Genomic DNA, 15,337 nt, shown 5'->3' on the forward strand with positions numbered 1-15,337 from the left:
ACCCTTGTCCAGTTCCAGCGCATCGAGTGCCGCCATGAGCCGAACCAAACCCGGAATGGGATTGTCGGCAAGATGCGGGTAAGCGGCATGGCCCTGGACACCGGAGACGGTCACGATGCCTGAAAGCGATCCTCGCCGGCCGACCTTGATAACATCGCCAAGCTGTTCGGGGTTGGTTGGTTCGCCGACAATACAGGCGTCAAACTCGTGCCCCTGGCTCTTGGCCCACTCCAGCAGTTTCACGGTCCCGTTCACAGCCGGGCCTTCCTCATCTCCGGTTATAAGAAAGGAGATTGTGCCACCGAAATCCGTTCCGTTGTCATTGACAAAATCGAGGGCGGCAGCCGCGAAGGAAGCGATACCTCCCTTCATGTCCACGGCGCCACGACCATAAAGCACGCCATCGGCAATCGTGCCGTCAAATGGCCCGTGCCGCCAGTCGCCCTCGGCCCCTGCTGGCACAACGTCCGTATGACCGGCAAAGACGAAATGCGGTTTACCGGATCCGATGGAGGCAAAAAGGTTTTCAACGTCTGGTGTGTCTTCGTCTTGAAACGTGACTCTGGAGACCGTGAAACCGGCACCGCTTAAAATTGTCTCAAGCGTGGATAACGCACCACCTTCTGCAGGTGTCACCGAGGGGCACCGAATAAGATCCTGAGCAATGGCTACGGCTGAAGAAGACATCAATTGAAGGCTTTCGGTTTTAAGTTCTTACGCAAACACGGCTTTTTATGCAAACACGGCCGGGCGCAACGTGCGCGCTCAGCTTTTGCGCCAATAGCTGTTCGGCAACGGTCCGTGGCGGTTCGGTTCTGCCTGGCTCGGAACGAATCCAAGAAACAGAACCATTATCAGGTTTAGAAACGGGACAAATATGAGCAAAGCCCAAAAACCGCTATGGCCGATATCCTGAAGCCGCTTGATGACGAGCGCCAGTTCAAACCACTGCAGTGCGAAAAACAGAAATGGCAGCAGCGGGTTGGATCCCATGAAATCGCCAGGTGTCACGGTTTCGGGCGAAGGCAGTTCAGGTACTGAAATCAACCACAGCCTGACGGCAATTCCGATGATGACCCAAACAAGGGCAAAACACAGCCAATAGGGTTCCCGGCCCATGCGGCCGATCGGACTGAGCAGGGCCCAAAATGGCCCCGGTGCAATATTCGCGCTCTGAGGAGGCGTGTTCATTCAAGATGCTCACTATGATTGTTCTGGCAAGGACGTAGACGCATAAGCTGTCGGGATCAAGGTCCCACATGCTTTCCGGCAGCTGCTAATCACGATCACTCCGGCAGGCGGATCTACGAAACATTTCCAAGAGCCTTAATTCCGCAGCGTTATTTTGTTGGATTTTTTCGCGGTGAGCGTGTCTATTTAAATGAATTGTTTCAACACCGCCGAGGGGGCTCGTCAATGACAGGTGTCTGGCAGAAAAACCTAATCATTTGTTCGATCACATCATTTCTTATCGGCGTCATGATACTTGCAACGCCAGTTCTTGCTCAGGACACCGCCACGAACCTCCCAACAGCCCTTCAACCGGAAGCGATGGAAAAACTGGTTTCGGACCTGGATCCGGAACAGGTCGAAGCGCTCACCGACCTGATGACTTTGCTGCAGCAAAGCGCCGCAGCCTCCGAACAAATCGAACAGGTTGCGGACGGTCCAGGCTTTTTCCAGCGAATTCGAACGGCCCTGAATAATTTCGGCGCAGCAATTGTCGGACATTTTTTAAACCTGCCTGCGCTCTTCACAGGCATGGTTGCCAGTATTGGCGCTCTTTTTGCCGGAGCGGTTGCCGGACCGGTGCATATATTTCTCGGATCTGTCGCGCTTATCCTGGCAGCGGGTTTTGCGGCCGAATTTCTAGCAAACCGGATTACGGCGTCGCGGCGCGAATCCATCCACACTCGGACACCGGAAAGTCTGTTTGAGACGATCAAGCTCGTCTCTACACGTGCCGGACTTGATCTCGGCGGCCTCATCGTTTTCGCCATCATCGCGTTGCTCGTCGGCCGGATTGCGGTTTTTGATCCCGTGACACGAAGCTTCGCGCTGCAGGCGGTTTTCTGGATCGTTTTCATGCCACGGCTGGTGGCGGCGCTGCTCCGCTTCGCCCTTGCCCCTCATCGCCGGGAGCTTCGACTGGTGACTGCTGATGATGTCACCGCCAAGTCACTTTATCGCAGTTTCACCACGCTCTTTACTGTCGTAGGCGTTGCCTTTTTCCTGCGCGATGTCATGCTGGCATCCAGCAATGAAGCTGGCGGAACGTTCCGTTTTTTCGTCGGGTTCGGCGTCAATCTCTGGATCATTATCGTTATCTGGAGGGCCCGTAACGGACTGACCAGCATCATACTTGGAGATGATGAGGATCCGACGAGCGGCCTGGAGCGGATGGCACGATTCTGGCCATATTTCTCAATGATCTTCATCGCTTTCAACTGGTTGCTGGTGCAGATCGCGACCAGCAGCGGGGTCGAGGCACTGACAGCCGGACGTTCCTTCGCAGTCATCATTCTCGTCGTGTTTGCACCCTTTCTCGACACGATGGTGCGCGGCATCGTCTCGCATATCGTGCCGCCAATGCAGGGCGAAGGCCCGGTTGCAGAGGCAGCTCATTTGCAGACCCGGCACAGCTATGTCCGCATTGCCCGCGTGACTTTGCTGGCCTTCCTCATTTATCTGGTGGCTCGGATCTACGGTCTCAATCTTCTGGCCATAGGTGCAAATGACGGTTCTGATGCCGCCCGAAGCACCGTGATCTTTCTCCTGATCCTGGCAGCCGGTTATCTCGCCTGGGAGATCACCAACCTCTGGGTTGCGCATAAACTGGCCAAGGACTCGCCCCCGACCGTCGAACAGGATGACGATGCGGAAATGGGCGGAGCGGGCAAATCGCGCATGGCGACGATCCTGCCGCTGATACGCGTTGTTCTTCAGATCACGATCCTGACTCTCACCGGCCTTCTGGCACTGAGCCAGCTTGGGGTGAACATCACGCCGCTTCTTGCTGGTGCCGGCGTTGTCGGCCTGGCGGTCGGCTTTGGTGCGCAGACCCTTGTCCGGGATGTCGTGTCCGGGGTTTTCTTCCTGATGGATGACGCCTTCCGGCTTGGTGAATTCATCGATACAGGCGGCCCCCAGGGCACGGTGGAAAAGATTTCCATCCGGTCTCTGCAACTGCGCGGGACACGGGGCGCAATCCATATTGTGCCTTATGGCGAAATACCGAAGCTCACCAATCTGTCCCGCGACTGGGTGATCATGAAACTGAAATTCACTGTGCCGTTCGACACGGATGTCGAAAAGGTACGCAAGCTCTTCAAGCGTATCGGTCAGGAAATCATGGAAATGGAAGAATTCCAGGACGATATTCTGGCGCCATTCAAAGGTCAGGGTGTCGCCGATGTCGATGACGTCGGCATTGTGGTCCGTGGCAAGTTCACCACCAAGCCAGGCAAGCAGTTCGGTGTGCGCAAGGAGATCTACAAGCGCGTTCAGAAGACCTTTGAAGAAAACGGCATTCAGTTTGCCCGCAAGGAAGTTCGGGTGCAGCTTCCTGAAAACACCAAACTGGACGATGAGCAGAAGGAAAGCCTGACGGCCGCCGCCGCGGCGGCTGCCGCCGCGACCGAACCCAAACCGGGTGGTGGTACCAGCTGATGCCTGGACGTCTCGCGCCGTTGTTCTAAACTCAATGCGAATAAGTTCTTCTGCGCATTGAGCAGGCCGGTTCGAGTTGGCTAAGATCAAACACCTGCGGGAGGCAGAATTCGAAATTGGCTTTTGGGAGGAAGCTTGCGGATGAACGAGGAAAATGCGGCACCGAGCGGCGGTGATGCTCCAGCAAATGGCGGTCTTCGACCGATGCCGCAAGTAAACAAAATCAGCGTCAACGACGTCATCGACGCACTGTCGGCCGGACTATCGGATTTTCGCAAGGCGCCTGTTTACGGTCTGGTGATCGGCGCTCTTTTTGCGATAGGCGGACTGTTCGTTATTCTGAGCGCTGCTGCGCTCAATATGAGCTACCTGTCCTACCCAGCCGCTGCCGGCTTCGTCCTTATCGGCCCATTTGCGGCAGTCGGTCTTTACGAAGTCAGTCGCCGTCTGGAAAGCGGTGCCCCGCTCTCCTGGACAGAAATCCTAAGCACCATGTGGGCGCAAAAAGGCCGGGAACTTTCCTGGATGGCATTCGTGGTGCTCTTCATCCAGATCATGTGGATGTATCAGGTTCGCCTGCTTCTGGCGCTCTTCCTCGGCTTCCGGTCTTTCGCCTCGTTTGAAGAGTTTCTCAATACTGTAGTCACCACGCCGGAAGGGCTCATGTTCCTGGCCATCGGCCATGTGGTCGGTGCGGTCCTGTCGCTTATCCTGTTTTCCCTGACAGTGCTTTCGTTCCCGCTTCTCTTGGAGGATGACCGAGATTTCATCACAGCGATGATCACCAGCGTACGCTCCGTCGTCACCTCGCCGATCCCGATGATCGGCTGGGCGCTTGTCGTAACCGCCGTGCTGCTTGTGTCGATCGTGCCGGCCTTTATCGGACTGATCATCACGCTGCCGATACTCGGTCACACAACCTGGCATCTCTACAGGAAGTGTGTGGTGATACCGGACAAGAAATCCAGTTAAACGCTATTCTTCGCCGGGATCGGCAGCTTCCATTGCAGCCTTGCGAACCTGCCAATCGGCCAGGGCATCAATATCGACCTGGACCGGCCTGTAGTCAACGCGCGTCAGGTAAAGCCCGTCTGCCGGTGCGACCGGGCCGCAGGCTCTGCGGTCTCTCGCGGCGAGCGCATTGGTGATATCGCCCGGTCTCCATTTGCCTTCCCCCACAAGACGCAGGGTTCCGACCATCGAGCGGACCTGGTTGTGCAGGAATGAGCGTGAGGAACATTCGGCAATAACAATTTCACCGGACCGGTAGACACAGAAATTCTCCAATGTCTTTTCCGGGCTCTTTGCCTGACAGCGAGAATGGCGAAAGGTAGTGAAATCGTGATGACCGACAAATTCCTGTGCGGCCTGGTGCATGGCATCGGCATCAAGATCGTGTTTCACATGCCAGGCCAGGCCAAGCTGGTGGGTCAATGGTTGCAACCGATTGTGGATCCGGTAGCGGTAAGACCTGCGGATCGCTGAAAAGCGGGCGTCAAACCCTTCATGCATTTCCTCGCAATCCAGAATAACTACCGGATCAGGCTGACAATGAAAGTTCATTGCGCCCATGATTGTCTTCACTGGCCAGGGTCTGGCCAGATCCACATGACAGACCTGACCGGTTGCATGAACTCCGGTATCGGTGCGACCGGCACCACCAATTGTGACTTCTTCCCCGGAGAAGGCTTTAACGGCACGCTCGATCACGGCCTGGACGGTAGGTCCGTTGGCCTGACGCTGCCAGCCACAGAAGGGCCGTCCGTCATATTCCACCGTCAGCTTGTATCGCGGCATTCTTTTCCAACCGAGAGCAGTTATTCAAATTCCTGGAACGGTGTGGCAAAGGCCACCTCAATCGGCAAGTCGCGGGAACCCGCCTGCGTCAGGGCAAGTGCCATGAACGCATCACCCGCGTAAGGCCCCTGGACCTTTCGAGCCAGAAGGGGATCAAAACCGAAGCGCGGATAATAGGACGGCGGACCGAGCACGAGAACCAGATCCTCGCCATGGTCTTCAAGCTTCTTCAGAGAAGCCTTTATCAATTCCGAGCCGACCCCTGTTCGCTGCTTGTCCGGCCAGACGGACACAGGTGCAAGACACACCACCTGAAGCGCGTGCCCCGGCCCGATTGCAGCCGGTGTCACACGGCTATATGCGACGTGACCAACAATGGCGCCAGCCTCGTCTACGGCGACCTGTTCCAGCACCAGAGCGCCGCAATGTCGCAAGGTGTGCACCAGGCGCGCTTCCATATCGGATGGAAAGGCGGCTGTCAGCAGCTCTCTCACGGCGGCCTCGTCCTCAGGCCCGACATCACGGATTACGAGATTGCTGTTGGCTGCTCTTTCGATCATTTGTGTCTCCTGCACGCCAGCTTAATCCAGAACAGTGCCCTCAGAAAGCGAAGCTCCGCGCAGGAACTCAGCGCCGGTCATCGGTTTCTTGCCGGCACGCTGCACCTGGTCGAGACGGACCGACCCCACGCCGCAGGCAATCACGAAGTGACCATCGGTCTCCAGCACCTTACCCGCAGCACCTTCACCGTCGGCAACAGCACTGCGGAGGATCTTTATCCGTTCCGACTTGCCTCCAAGCGTCATTTCACACCAGGCACCGGGAAACGGTGACAGACCGCGAATATGATTGTGAACATCAGCCGCCGGTTTCGCCCAGTCAATTCGGGTTTCCTGTTTGGACAGCTTGGCCGCGTAGGTGACACCATCTTCTGCCTGTACCTGTTCGCCAAGTGCCCCGCGGGACAAAGCGGCAAGAGCGCGGACCATGAGATCGCCTCCCAGACCACACAATTGGTCATGCAATTCGCCAGCAGTCATGTTCGGGCCAATGGCAACCGTTTCGGACATACAGACCGGTCCCGTATCCAGCCCTTCTTCCATCCGCATCACCTGGACAGCGGTTTCCTTGTCTCCCGCCATGATCGCCCGGTTGATGGGCGCTGCGCCACGCCAGCGCGGCAGCATGGAGGCATGGAGGTTGAGACACCCGAATTGCGGTGCTTCCAGCACGGGAGCGGGCAACAGCAATCCATAGGCGACGACAACGGCGACATCAGCTTCCAGCGCGGCGAACTGTGCCTGCTCGTCCTCTCCCTTGAGGCTTTTGGGTGTAAATACCGGAATACCGAAGGATTCAGCAGCTTCGTGAACCGGTGACTTCTTCAGGTCCATGCCCCGGCCTGCCGGGCGGGGCGGCTGCGAGTAACAGGCAACCACATCGTGCCCCTGACCGACGATTTCCATCAGGGTCGGCACCGAAAAGTCCGGGGTGCCCATAAATACAACGCGAAGAGACATGAGTTTCCTTGGGGCTCCTTTGAGGGCACCTGAGCAATTTTTAGATTTTGCCCCTTATTACGCTTTACGCCAGTCCGGGCAACAGGACTTTGAGGCTGTCCGTCATCATTTCCATGGCAATCGCCGCAAGGATCATTCCCATGATACGGCTCATCACGCTGTTCGCGGTTTCACCGATAAAACGGGACAGGAATGGGGCGGCAAAGAATGTCCCGACAAGTAAGCCGATCGCAGCGCCGACACCGGCTATATAGGCAATCTCCTGCGAGGCTCCGTGTACCTGGCCACGAAAGATAATCATGGTCGAAATCGAGCCAGGTCCGAGCAGGATCGGAACTGTCAGCGGATAAATCGCAGGATTGTCCTGCGATTTCATGTTTTCCTTTTCCTTCTGAGTACCGTGATGAGCGGTGGTCTTTTGCCCCCTGATCAGGTCCAGTGCGATCAGGAGAATCAGAAAGCCTCCGGCAAGACGGAAGGCGTCGAGGCTGATTCCGAAGACTTTCAGAATTATGTCGCCGGAAAAACCGACAATGACCGCACCAACTGTCAGACCGATCATCACCGTGAAGGCGACCTTGCGCTCAAATGCAGGTCCGCGATCGGAAGTCAAAGTCAGAAACACCGGCAGATTGGCTATCGGACTCATGATGGCAAAGAGCGCAGCGAAAATCTTCAGGAACAAGGCCTGATCCATGTCGTCTGCCCCCTTTTTCGCTCTTACGGCTTCGCCGCCAGTTTCGCCTGTTTGGTGAATTTCTTGACGACGCGGTCGCGCTTCAGCTTTGACAGATAGTCAATGAACAATTTCCCGTTGAGATGGTCAAGCTCGTGCTGAATACAGGTTGCCAGCAATCCGTCGGCCTTGATCTCCTGTTCCGCACCTTCGCGGTTCAGAAATTGTACGGTCACCTCGGCGGGCCGTTCGACATCCTCGAAATATTCCGGGATCGACAGACAGCCCTCCTGATAGACGGAGAGGTCCTCGCTCGACCAGACAATTTTCGGATTGATGAATACCATCGGCTCCTTAGGCGCATCTTCTTTGGCAACATCCAAAACAAACATGCGCTGCAAAATACCGATCTGACTGGCAGCCAGTCCGATACCAGGTGCGTCATACATGGTTTCAAGCATGTCATCTGCCAGCGCACGGACCTCATCATCGATCGTATCGATTGGCGCGCAGACTTCACGGAGAACCGGATCAGGAATGGTGATAATGGGGCGTATCGTCATGCGCTTGACATAGGCAATCGCGCCGCGCCGGTCAACGCGGAAATCGCAAGGTCAGTGCTGGTTTTCAACGCAGGTTTCAACCGCCGCAGATGCGCCTTGACCCCGAATCGTTCTATGTTTGTTTCATGAATGAGATCCTGTTTGAGTTGAGTGGCCGCCCGGTGACGGTTCTGGAAACCGCAATTGTGGGCGGATTTTTGCTATTGGCGCTGATCGTCTGGCTGGTTTTGAAAACCATGCGGGAGATCCGGCTGCGCGCGGAGGCCGACACCGCCTCGACCGAGCGGATCCACGAGCTGGAAAGCCACCTTTCCCAGCTTCTGAAATCGCAAGGGGAAATGACCGGCCGGATGCAGACCATGGCCGAGGTGTTCGGCTCGCGCCAATCCGACCTGATGCGCGCGGTCAATGAACGCTTGGACGGCATGGGACACAAGCTCGGACTGTCTATGGCCGACACCAGCAAACGCACACAGGACGGCTTGCGCCACCTTCACGAGCGCCTTGCCGTCATCGACCGGGCCCAAAGCACAATTACCGATCTGTCCGGACAAGTCGGTCAGCTTCAGGCAATCCTTGCGAACAAACAGACAAGAGGTGCCTTCGGTCAGGGGCGCATGGAAGCGATCATTCAGGATCAGATGGCGCCAAGCACCTATTCCTTCCAGGCAACGCTTTCCAACAACAGCCGTCCCGATTGCCTGATCCACATGCCAAACGGGGCACCGCCGCTCGCCATTGACGCCAAGTTTCCCTTGGAAGCCTTCAACCTGCTACGCCAAGCGGAGAGCGACGATCAGCTGAAATATGCCCAGGCGCAATTTCGCAAGGACTTTACCAAGCATATTCAGGATATCGGTGAGAAATACCTGTTGCCCGGAGAAACGCAGGACACCGCATTCCTGTTTGTCCCTTCCGAGAGCGTATTTGCGGAACTGAACGAAAACTTCGAGGATCTGGTGCAGCGCGCCCACCGCACCCGGGTCGTCATTGTGTCTCCGTCCCTGCTGATGTTGTCGATACAGGTGATCCAGTCAGTCCTGCGCGATGCCAAGATGCGGGAACAGGCCCACCTGATCCAGGCGGAAGTCGGTCATCTTGTCGCCGATGTCAGTCGTCTCAACGACCGTGTCGGCAAGCTGCAATCCCATTTTGCCCAGGCAAACAAGGATATCGACCAGATCCTGATCTCGACCGACAAGATCAGCAAGCGCAGCCGCAAGATCGAGGATCTGGAACTGGGTGAAATTCAGGGGACGGCCGAAGAGGTTCAAGAGGCGGAGCCCAAACTTGCACTGACGCCGAAAGCTTAGTCTCCATCAAGCACCGGCAGCCGCCGCACCTTGGTGATCGCGCCCCATTCCGTCTTCGCGATCCTGTCGATTGCCTGGTCCAGGGGTTCAAAAGCGACGGTCATTGTGTAACCGCTGGCATGCAGAATCCTGTTCGGACCGGTAATGATGGCGACATGACCTCTCCAGAACATCAAATCGCCGCGCCTTAAGCTTGCCGGATCATCATGGGGAATTACCTCCCCCACTTCGGTTTCCTGCATGTCGCTGTCGCGCGGCAGATCGTAGCCTCCGGCCTGTGCCGCAAGTTGCACAAGCGCGGAGCAATCCAGTCCCAGACTTGATCTGCCACCCCATAGATAGGGCGTGCCGACAAATTCTTCGGCAACAGCCACCCAGTCCATTTCCTTCGCCTCAATAGGCACCAGGTGCTTTGCAACGATGGATGAGCCGTCGCTGAGCTGAGCGTATTTCAGACCTCGTGTTTCCGCTTCGCCGGCCACTGTGACCTTCGATCCGATCGACAACATGCCAAGCGGGGGAAATTTCAGGTCCGGTCCCGGATAACGATAGGTGCGCAAGGCACGAACCCGGTGCGTCGCCGCAGATACCGCACCCAGTCCATCGGAGGACAACCAGCCGACATAACCGTCCGTATCCAGCTGCCCCCAGGCCCAGCCTTCGGGCGTCTGTTCGTAAATGGTCACCCATTCGCCGCGCAGCGCTTCGGTATCAATTGAGCGGTCCAATCGTGGTTCCGGACGGACATCCAACCGATCAGCCGCAATTTGGAAGACTTCCCCCTCGACAAACCGTTCGGTCTCGACCCGGTCCTGATAATCGAGAGCGGCAAGATCCTGGCGGACTGGATGTCGGCGGCGGTCGAACGTGTCTGTCATTTTGAATTTCAATCCAGCAAACGGGAAAGGTTCAGCGCGGCAGTTCCCTGGCCTTGTCGACCACAAGATCTCCAAGTTGCTCCAAATAGAGAGCCCCTTCAACCGTGCGGGTGATGATTACATTGCGTTTGTCAGCGTCGTCACGTTTGCGCGACAGCAACCTCATGCCGCCGAGCGTGTCGAGAGCGCGTGTGATCGCCGGCTTGGTGACATTCAATTTGGCAGCCAGACCGCGGACAGTGTGCGGAGGTGGCTCCAGATAAACACTGAGAAGGATCGTCAGCTGGCGCGCGGACAGGTCCTGTTCACTGTCGCGCACCAGTGCCAGATTCACCTCATGCATCAATTTCAACGCCTGCGAAGCGCGTATTTCGACAGCCATGGATCAGCCGGTCCCTACCTTTCACCAAGACTATCAAAACACACAAACGTTTCGGAGCCGTTATTGTGTGGTTGAAAAGCGCTCCGAGACCAGATCGAACAGGCAGCGGATGCCCTGTGCCTCACCGCCCGAGGGTTTTCCAGGTTTTTCTGCAGGTGTCCAGCCGTAGATATCGAAATGAACCCAGCTATCCGTGTTTTCGACAAACTTGGACAGGAACAGAGCCGCTGTAATCGAACCGGCAAAACCGGCACCCGTGGTGTTGATGTGGTTGATGTCAGCAATCTTGCTGTCGAGATATTTCATATATGGTTGCCAGAGCGGGAGGCGCCACAGCGGATCTGTCGACGCTTCTGCCATGACTGATATGTCGTCGGCCAACTCTTCATCCTTGGTGTAGAACGGCGGCAAATCCGGCCCCAGGGCAACGCGTGCCGCACCGGTCAGCGTCGCCATATCGATCAAAAGCTCCGGATTTTCCTCATCCGCCAGCGCCAGCGCATCACCCAGAACAAGTCGTCCTTCCGCATCGGTGTTGCCGATTTCAACGCTCAATCCCTTGCGGCTCTGAAGAATGTCGCCCGGGCGGAAAGCGTTTCCGGACACTGCATTTTCGACGCACGGAACAATCACCCTTAGTCGCACCGGCAATTTGGCCTTCATGATCATGGAGGCCAGGCCAAGTACGTTTGCGGCGCCGCCCATATCCTTTTTCATCAAGGACATGGAAGATCCCGGTTTCAGATTGAGGCCGCCGGTATCGAAAATAACTCCTTTGCCGACCAGCGTGATCTTGGGAGCGTCTTCCGCACCCCAGGTAAAATCCGCAAGACGAGGCGCTCGTGCACTTGCACGCCCAACAGCGTGCACCATCGGGAAGTTTTCCGTCAGCAGGTCATCGCCGACGATGATCCGACCGCTTCCGCCATTGGCGCTGAACAGCTCTTCAATTTCAGAGGCAAGTTCTTCCGGCCCCATATCATTCGCCGGCGTATTGATCAGGTCCCGGGCAAGCTGCACGCCATCGAGAACAATACCAATCCTGTCAAGATCGACATCGCCCCCAACCGCAAGGCGCCGTGTCTTGCCTGCGGGTGAGAGGTAGCGTTCAAATTTGTAGGCGGACAGCGCAAATCCAAGCGCGGCCTGTTCAGGGTCGGGGAAACCATCTGCCAGATGATAGTCCCCAGCCGGTAGGCCCTTGGCGAGGCCACCCAGTGCAAACGGGTGCGGTAAACCGGTGTCCTCGACCCCGAAGAGAACTGCTGCCCCTTCCTCCTTCAAGCCTGGCACAAGCTGAAATGTGGAAGCTTTGCCTGTGAAATCATTGGCTTCGCACCAGGCGGCGGCTGATTCCCCCAGCCCGGCAAGCGTCTCCGTCAGGCTGGCTTCGGTAACCGCGATGATGGGAGTGGATCGGGAAACATCACTTTTACGAACAAGGCTCTCACGCACGCGAGGTACTCCGTTGAATTGATCTGGTCGCTCAACAGGTAAGCTGCCTGCTCCACAGACGCAACATGGCTGGCGCGCACTTTGGCGTTTCTCGCAAAACGCGACGGCGTTTAACCATCCATTAGGGTTAATTATCTATTTGTGTAAGAACGTTTCCAAGAGAAACAATAAAGCTGCGGACAACAAGGATGTTGAAAATGCGCCCGCCCAGAACCGGTTCTGTTAAACGCCCTACCCGTCTCACATCGACGCTTGTGGCCATGACTGCACTCGTTCTGATCACTGGATGCGCTTCCAACAAATCCAATACCGGTACACATTCACCCGCCTCGGGAGTGCATTACACGGCTCCGGGCTCCTATGAAGCACGAACGGCCGTGTCCAAGTGGGGCAAGACTTACGAAAAAGACCGGAAAAACCGCGCGGCGATACTCGGCTATTCCAATGCCCTCAGCCAGAACGGCCAGATGCCTCAGTCGATGGCTGTTTTGCGCGCGGGTGTGATTGCTCATCCAAGGGATCGGGATATCGCATCTGCCTACGGCAAGGTTCTGGCGATGAACGGGCGTTTCGACGAAGCGTTGAATGTCCTTCAAGGCGTGCAGCAACCCGACACACCAGACTGGAAGCTGATGTCCGCCGAGGCGGCGATCTATGACCAGACGGGCAACCATCAAAAAGCCAGAAGCCTTTACAAACAGGCACTAAAAATTGCTCCGGACGATCCAAGCCTGCTGAACAATCTCGGGCTGTCCTACCTTCTGTCCAACGACCTTCCTGACGCCGAATATAATCTGCGCCGGGCGGCCACCCTTCCAGGTGCCGACAGCCGGGTGCGTCAGAATCTGGCGCTCGTTCTGGGTATCCAGGGCAAGTATGACGAAGCGATCCAGGTGGCCCAGGCGGAACTCGATCCCCGCCAGGCAGAAGCCAACATCGCTTATCTGCGCTCCATGATGCAAAAGCGCCAGGGCTAGTACCCCGAAGTCCAAATCAATTTTTAGTACCGCAGTTTTCACTCCTCAATCACCTTGCGGGTATTTCTCCAAAGTCGGCTCGCTTTTGCCAGCTGCCCGGCAAAGCCCTGCTTTTGGATTTAGTTTGTCTGCACGGTAACCGGGTGTCGCCCTGGGACTTACCGAGATCAGGGCAGCACCCTGGAAGTCCGGTGTAGTTCCAAGAAAGGTGTTCTTGTCGGGTTTGGCGGGGACAGAAGAGCCGGTTAGATCTCCCGGCCCCATTCCTTCTGGGGCGTCAAAAAAACACTCCTGGCACCGTCAATCGTAATTCCTGGCTCCATACAAAAAAAACAGCGCCGGACGTGGAACGCCGGCGCCGAAGGTCAACTCGAAAACCTGCAGGGGGTGCTTGCCCCCAACATGATAAATTTACTTGAAGGCGTCCATGACCTGCATAACAGCCGGACTCATGATGATAAAGAAAAGCACAGGCAGGAAAAACAGGATCATCGGAACCGTAAGTTTTGGCGGTAGGGATGCAGCTTTTTCTTCTGCCTTTTGCATACGTTGATCGCGGGTATCGTCTGCCATCGTTCGGATGGCAGTCCCAACAGGCGTACCGTAACGTTCGGCCTGGATGAGCGCCATCATCACATTCTTGACCCCGTCGACACCGGTTCTGCTTGCCAGATTCTCATAGGCAGTCCGGCGTTCGCTGAGATACGACAGTTCTGCCGTGGTAAGGGTCAGTTCTTCCGCCAAGTTAATGGACTGGATGCCAATCTCTTCGGCAACGCGCTGAAACGCCCCTTCGATGGACATTCCGGATTCGACACAAATAAGCATGAGATCAAGCGCATCCGGCCAAGCCCTTTGTATATCCATTTTCCGTTTGTCGATCTTGTTCTTGAGATAGACGTTCGGCAAAAACGTTCCAAAGCCTGAAACCGCGATGCACATCAAGAGCTTGGAAAACAGAGGATACGTGTCGGGAAGGATCAACAGCGCGTAGAAAAGCGAAACAGCAAGCAATATCCCGGGAACCGCAATTCTGGCCGTCAGGAAGTAATAGAGAGGGGCAACGCCGCGATAACCCGCCATTCTCAGCTTTTCCTGCGTCGATCCATCCGACAGCATTTCTTTGAGATTCAACCGGTCAACAAGGCTCTTCATCTGCGCCTTGGGTTGCATGCTGCGCAATGAAGCTTTGGGCGAATTCTGACTTGCCTGGATCCGCGCTCTTTCTCTTGCGCGCAATTTATCACGCTCGATAGCTACGGATTTCATCCGCGATTTCAAGGCATCGCGAGAAAGCAGCGGCATGACGAGCGAGAATATTGTCCCGGTCACTGCAATCATCGCAAATACTGCGGCCAGAAACTGGCTCGAGGCGATCGTTTCGAAACTCATCTTGCCTCCTAGAAATCAAAGTTGATCATAGAGCGCATCACCAAAACGCCGCAGAGCATCCACATCAGACAACCACCGATGATGATGTTGCCCCCCGTCGTGCTGAACAGCAATCCGATGTAGCCGGGTGCGATGAAGAACATGATACCGCCAACCGCGAACGGCATCGCGGCAATAATACCTGCAGATGACTTGGCTTCCGCACTCAAAGCCTTGATTTTGCCTTTCAGCGCTTTTCTACCGCGAAGAACCTTTGACAGGTTATTCAAGGCCTCTGCCAGACCGCCACCTGCCTTTTGCTGGATGGCAACGACGATTGCGAAGAAATTGGCTTCGGCAACCGGGACACGTTCCGGCAATTTTGCAACTGCATCCCCAAGAGATATCCCCATCACCTGGGTCTCCGTGATTTTTCTGAATTCCGTTGCGACCGGCTCACGGGCTTCCTTGGCGACAACCTTGATACAGTCCCCCAGCGGCAGTCCTGCTTTCACGCCGCGAACAATAATGTCCACCCCATTGGGAAGCTCATCAAGAAACGCATTGAACCGGCGCTTTCGTTTGTTCGAGACGTACCAGCGCGGGAATCCGAACGCGCCCGCAAACCCCAATCCACCGGCAACCAGAAAGTTTCCGCTTGCGGCTAAGCCAACGGCAAAAAAAACGGTGCAGGACACGACACTGAAAATGACGAAATGGCGCATTTCCCAGGTTA

16 protein-coding genes are annotated in these 15,337 nt (G+C 56.1%); 4 read left to right on the top strand and 12 right to left on the bottom strand.

What is annotated here, in order from left to right; translation table 11 throughout:
* Nucleotides 1-687 (bottom strand): succinyl-diaminopimelate desuccinylase (gene dapE, locus K5905_RS10650; protein WP_297583421.1); only part of this gene is annotated, 687 nt, incomplete at its 3' end.
* Between the two features lie 78 nt (nucleotides 688-765).
* Nucleotides 766-1,191, bottom strand: coding sequence for a DUF805 domain-containing protein (locus tag K5905_RS10655; RefSeq protein ID WP_297583423.1), 426 nt, complete (start codon nucleotides 1,189-1,191; stop codon nucleotides 766-768).
* A gap of 225 nt (nucleotides 1,192-1,416) precedes the next feature.
* Here K5905_RS10655 and K5905_RS10660 point away from each other — a divergent pair, with 225 nt between their 5' ends.
* Together K5905_RS10660 and K5905_RS10665 are read left to right on the top strand one after the other, a co-directional pair.
* On the top strand, nucleotides 1,417-3,669 hold the full coding sequence (locus K5905_RS10660) for a mechanosensitive ion channel family protein (protein WP_297583425.1): 2,253 nt from the start codon (nucleotides 1,417-1,419) through the stop codon (nucleotides 3,667-3,669).
* A 141-nt stretch (nucleotides 3,670-3,810) separates the two neighbouring features.
* On the top strand, nucleotides 3,811-4,641 hold the full coding sequence (locus K5905_RS10665) for a DUF2189 domain-containing protein (RefSeq protein WP_297583427.1): 831 nt from the start codon (nucleotides 3,811-3,813) through the stop codon (nucleotides 4,639-4,641).
* A gap of 3 nt (nucleotides 4,642-4,644) precedes the next feature.
* Here the strand turns inward: K5905_RS10665 and truA are convergent, their stop codons facing one another.
* The 5 genes from truA to def form a co-directional block, all read right to left on the bottom strand.
* Nucleotides 4,645-5,466 carry a tRNA pseudouridine(38-40) synthase TruA gene (truA, locus tag K5905_RS10670; RefSeq protein WP_297583429.1) on the bottom strand — a complete coding sequence of 274 codons (822 nt, stop codon included), beginning with the start codon at nucleotides 5,464-5,466 and terminating at the stop codon, nucleotides 4,645-4,647.
* Between the two features lie 20 nt (nucleotides 5,467-5,486).
* The gene (locus K5905_RS10675) at nucleotides 5,487-6,026 is read right to left on the bottom strand and encodes a GNAT family N-acetyltransferase (RefSeq protein WP_297583430.1); all 540 of its coding nucleotides are present in this window, start codon (nucleotides 6,024-6,026) and stop codon (nucleotides 5,487-5,489) included.
* A gap of 21 nt (nucleotides 6,027-6,047) precedes the next feature.
* Nucleotides 6,048-6,986, bottom strand: a complete 939-nt coding sequence (gene fmt, locus K5905_RS10680; RefSeq protein WP_297583434.1) for a methionyl-tRNA formyltransferase — start codon at nucleotides 6,984-6,986, stop codon at nucleotides 6,048-6,050.
* A 64-nt stretch (nucleotides 6,987-7,050) separates the two neighbouring features.
* The gene (locus tag K5905_RS10685) at nucleotides 7,051-7,683 is read right to left on the bottom strand and encodes a MarC family protein (RefSeq protein ID WP_297583437.1); all 633 of its coding nucleotides are present in this window, start codon (nucleotides 7,681-7,683) and stop codon (nucleotides 7,051-7,053) included.
* A gap of 23 nt (nucleotides 7,684-7,706) precedes the next feature.
* On the bottom strand, nucleotides 7,707-8,225 hold the full coding sequence (gene def, locus K5905_RS10690) for a peptide deformylase (protein ID WP_297583439.1): 519 nt from the start codon (nucleotides 8,223-8,225) through the stop codon (nucleotides 7,707-7,709).
* Between the two features lie 125 nt (nucleotides 8,226-8,350).
* On the opposite strand from def, the gene K5905_RS10695 reads away from it, so the two are divergent.
* Nucleotides 8,351-9,538, top strand: coding sequence for a DNA recombination protein RmuC (locus tag K5905_RS10695; protein WP_297583440.1), 1,188 nt, complete (start codon nucleotides 8,351-8,353; stop codon nucleotides 9,536-9,538).
* On the opposite strand, the gene K5905_RS10700 is transcribed toward K5905_RS10695, so the two are convergent.
* Genes K5905_RS10700 through K5905_RS10710 form a run of 3 tightly spaced genes read right to left on the bottom strand, consistent with a single transcriptional unit; the run spans nucleotide 9,535 to nucleotide 12,253 of the window.
* On the bottom strand, nucleotides 9,535-10,416 hold the full coding sequence (locus K5905_RS10700; RefSeq protein WP_297583442.1) for an NlpC/P60 family protein: 882 nt from the start codon (nucleotides 10,414-10,416) through the stop codon (nucleotides 9,535-9,537). The two genes, K5905_RS10695 and K5905_RS10700, sit on opposite strands and share 4 nt — an antisense overlap.
* Before the next feature lie 31 nt (nucleotides 10,417-10,447).
* Nucleotides 10,448-10,798, bottom strand: a complete 351-nt coding sequence (locus K5905_RS10705) for a MarR family transcriptional regulator (RefSeq protein WP_297583443.1) — start codon at nucleotides 10,796-10,798, stop codon at nucleotides 10,448-10,450.
* 60 nt (nucleotides 10,799-10,858) lie between these two features.
* On the bottom strand, nucleotides 10,859-12,253 hold the full coding sequence (locus K5905_RS10710) for a M17 family metallopeptidase (RefSeq protein WP_297583448.1): 1,395 nt from the start codon (nucleotides 12,251-12,253) through the stop codon (nucleotides 10,859-10,861).
* Between the two features lie 197 nt (nucleotides 12,254-12,450).
* Between K5905_RS10710 and K5905_RS10715 the strand changes: the two genes are divergently transcribed.
* A complete protein-coding gene (locus K5905_RS10715; RefSeq protein WP_297583451.1) occupies nucleotides 12,451-13,230 on the top strand; it encodes a tetratricopeptide repeat protein in 780 nt (259 codons plus the stop codon).
* Between the two features lie 411 nt (nucleotides 13,231-13,641).
* Here K5905_RS10715 and K5905_RS10720 read toward each other — a convergent pair whose 3' ends face one another.
* Both K5905_RS10720 and K5905_RS10725 read right to left on the bottom strand, forming a co-directional pair.
* The gene (locus K5905_RS10720) at nucleotides 13,642-14,622 is read right to left on the bottom strand and encodes a type II secretion system F family protein (protein ID WP_297583454.1); all 981 of its coding nucleotides are present in this window, start codon (nucleotides 14,620-14,622) and stop codon (nucleotides 13,642-13,644) included.
* A gap of 8 nt (nucleotides 14,623-14,630) precedes the next feature.
* Nucleotides 14,631-15,337 (bottom strand): type II secretion system F family protein (locus tag K5905_RS10725; RefSeq protein ID WP_297583456.1); only part of this gene is annotated, 707 nt, incomplete at its 5' end.

Source organism: Roseibium sp. (assembly GCF_025698965.1).
GTDB lineage: Bacteria > Pseudomonadota > Alphaproteobacteria > Rhizobiales > Stappiaceae > Roseibium.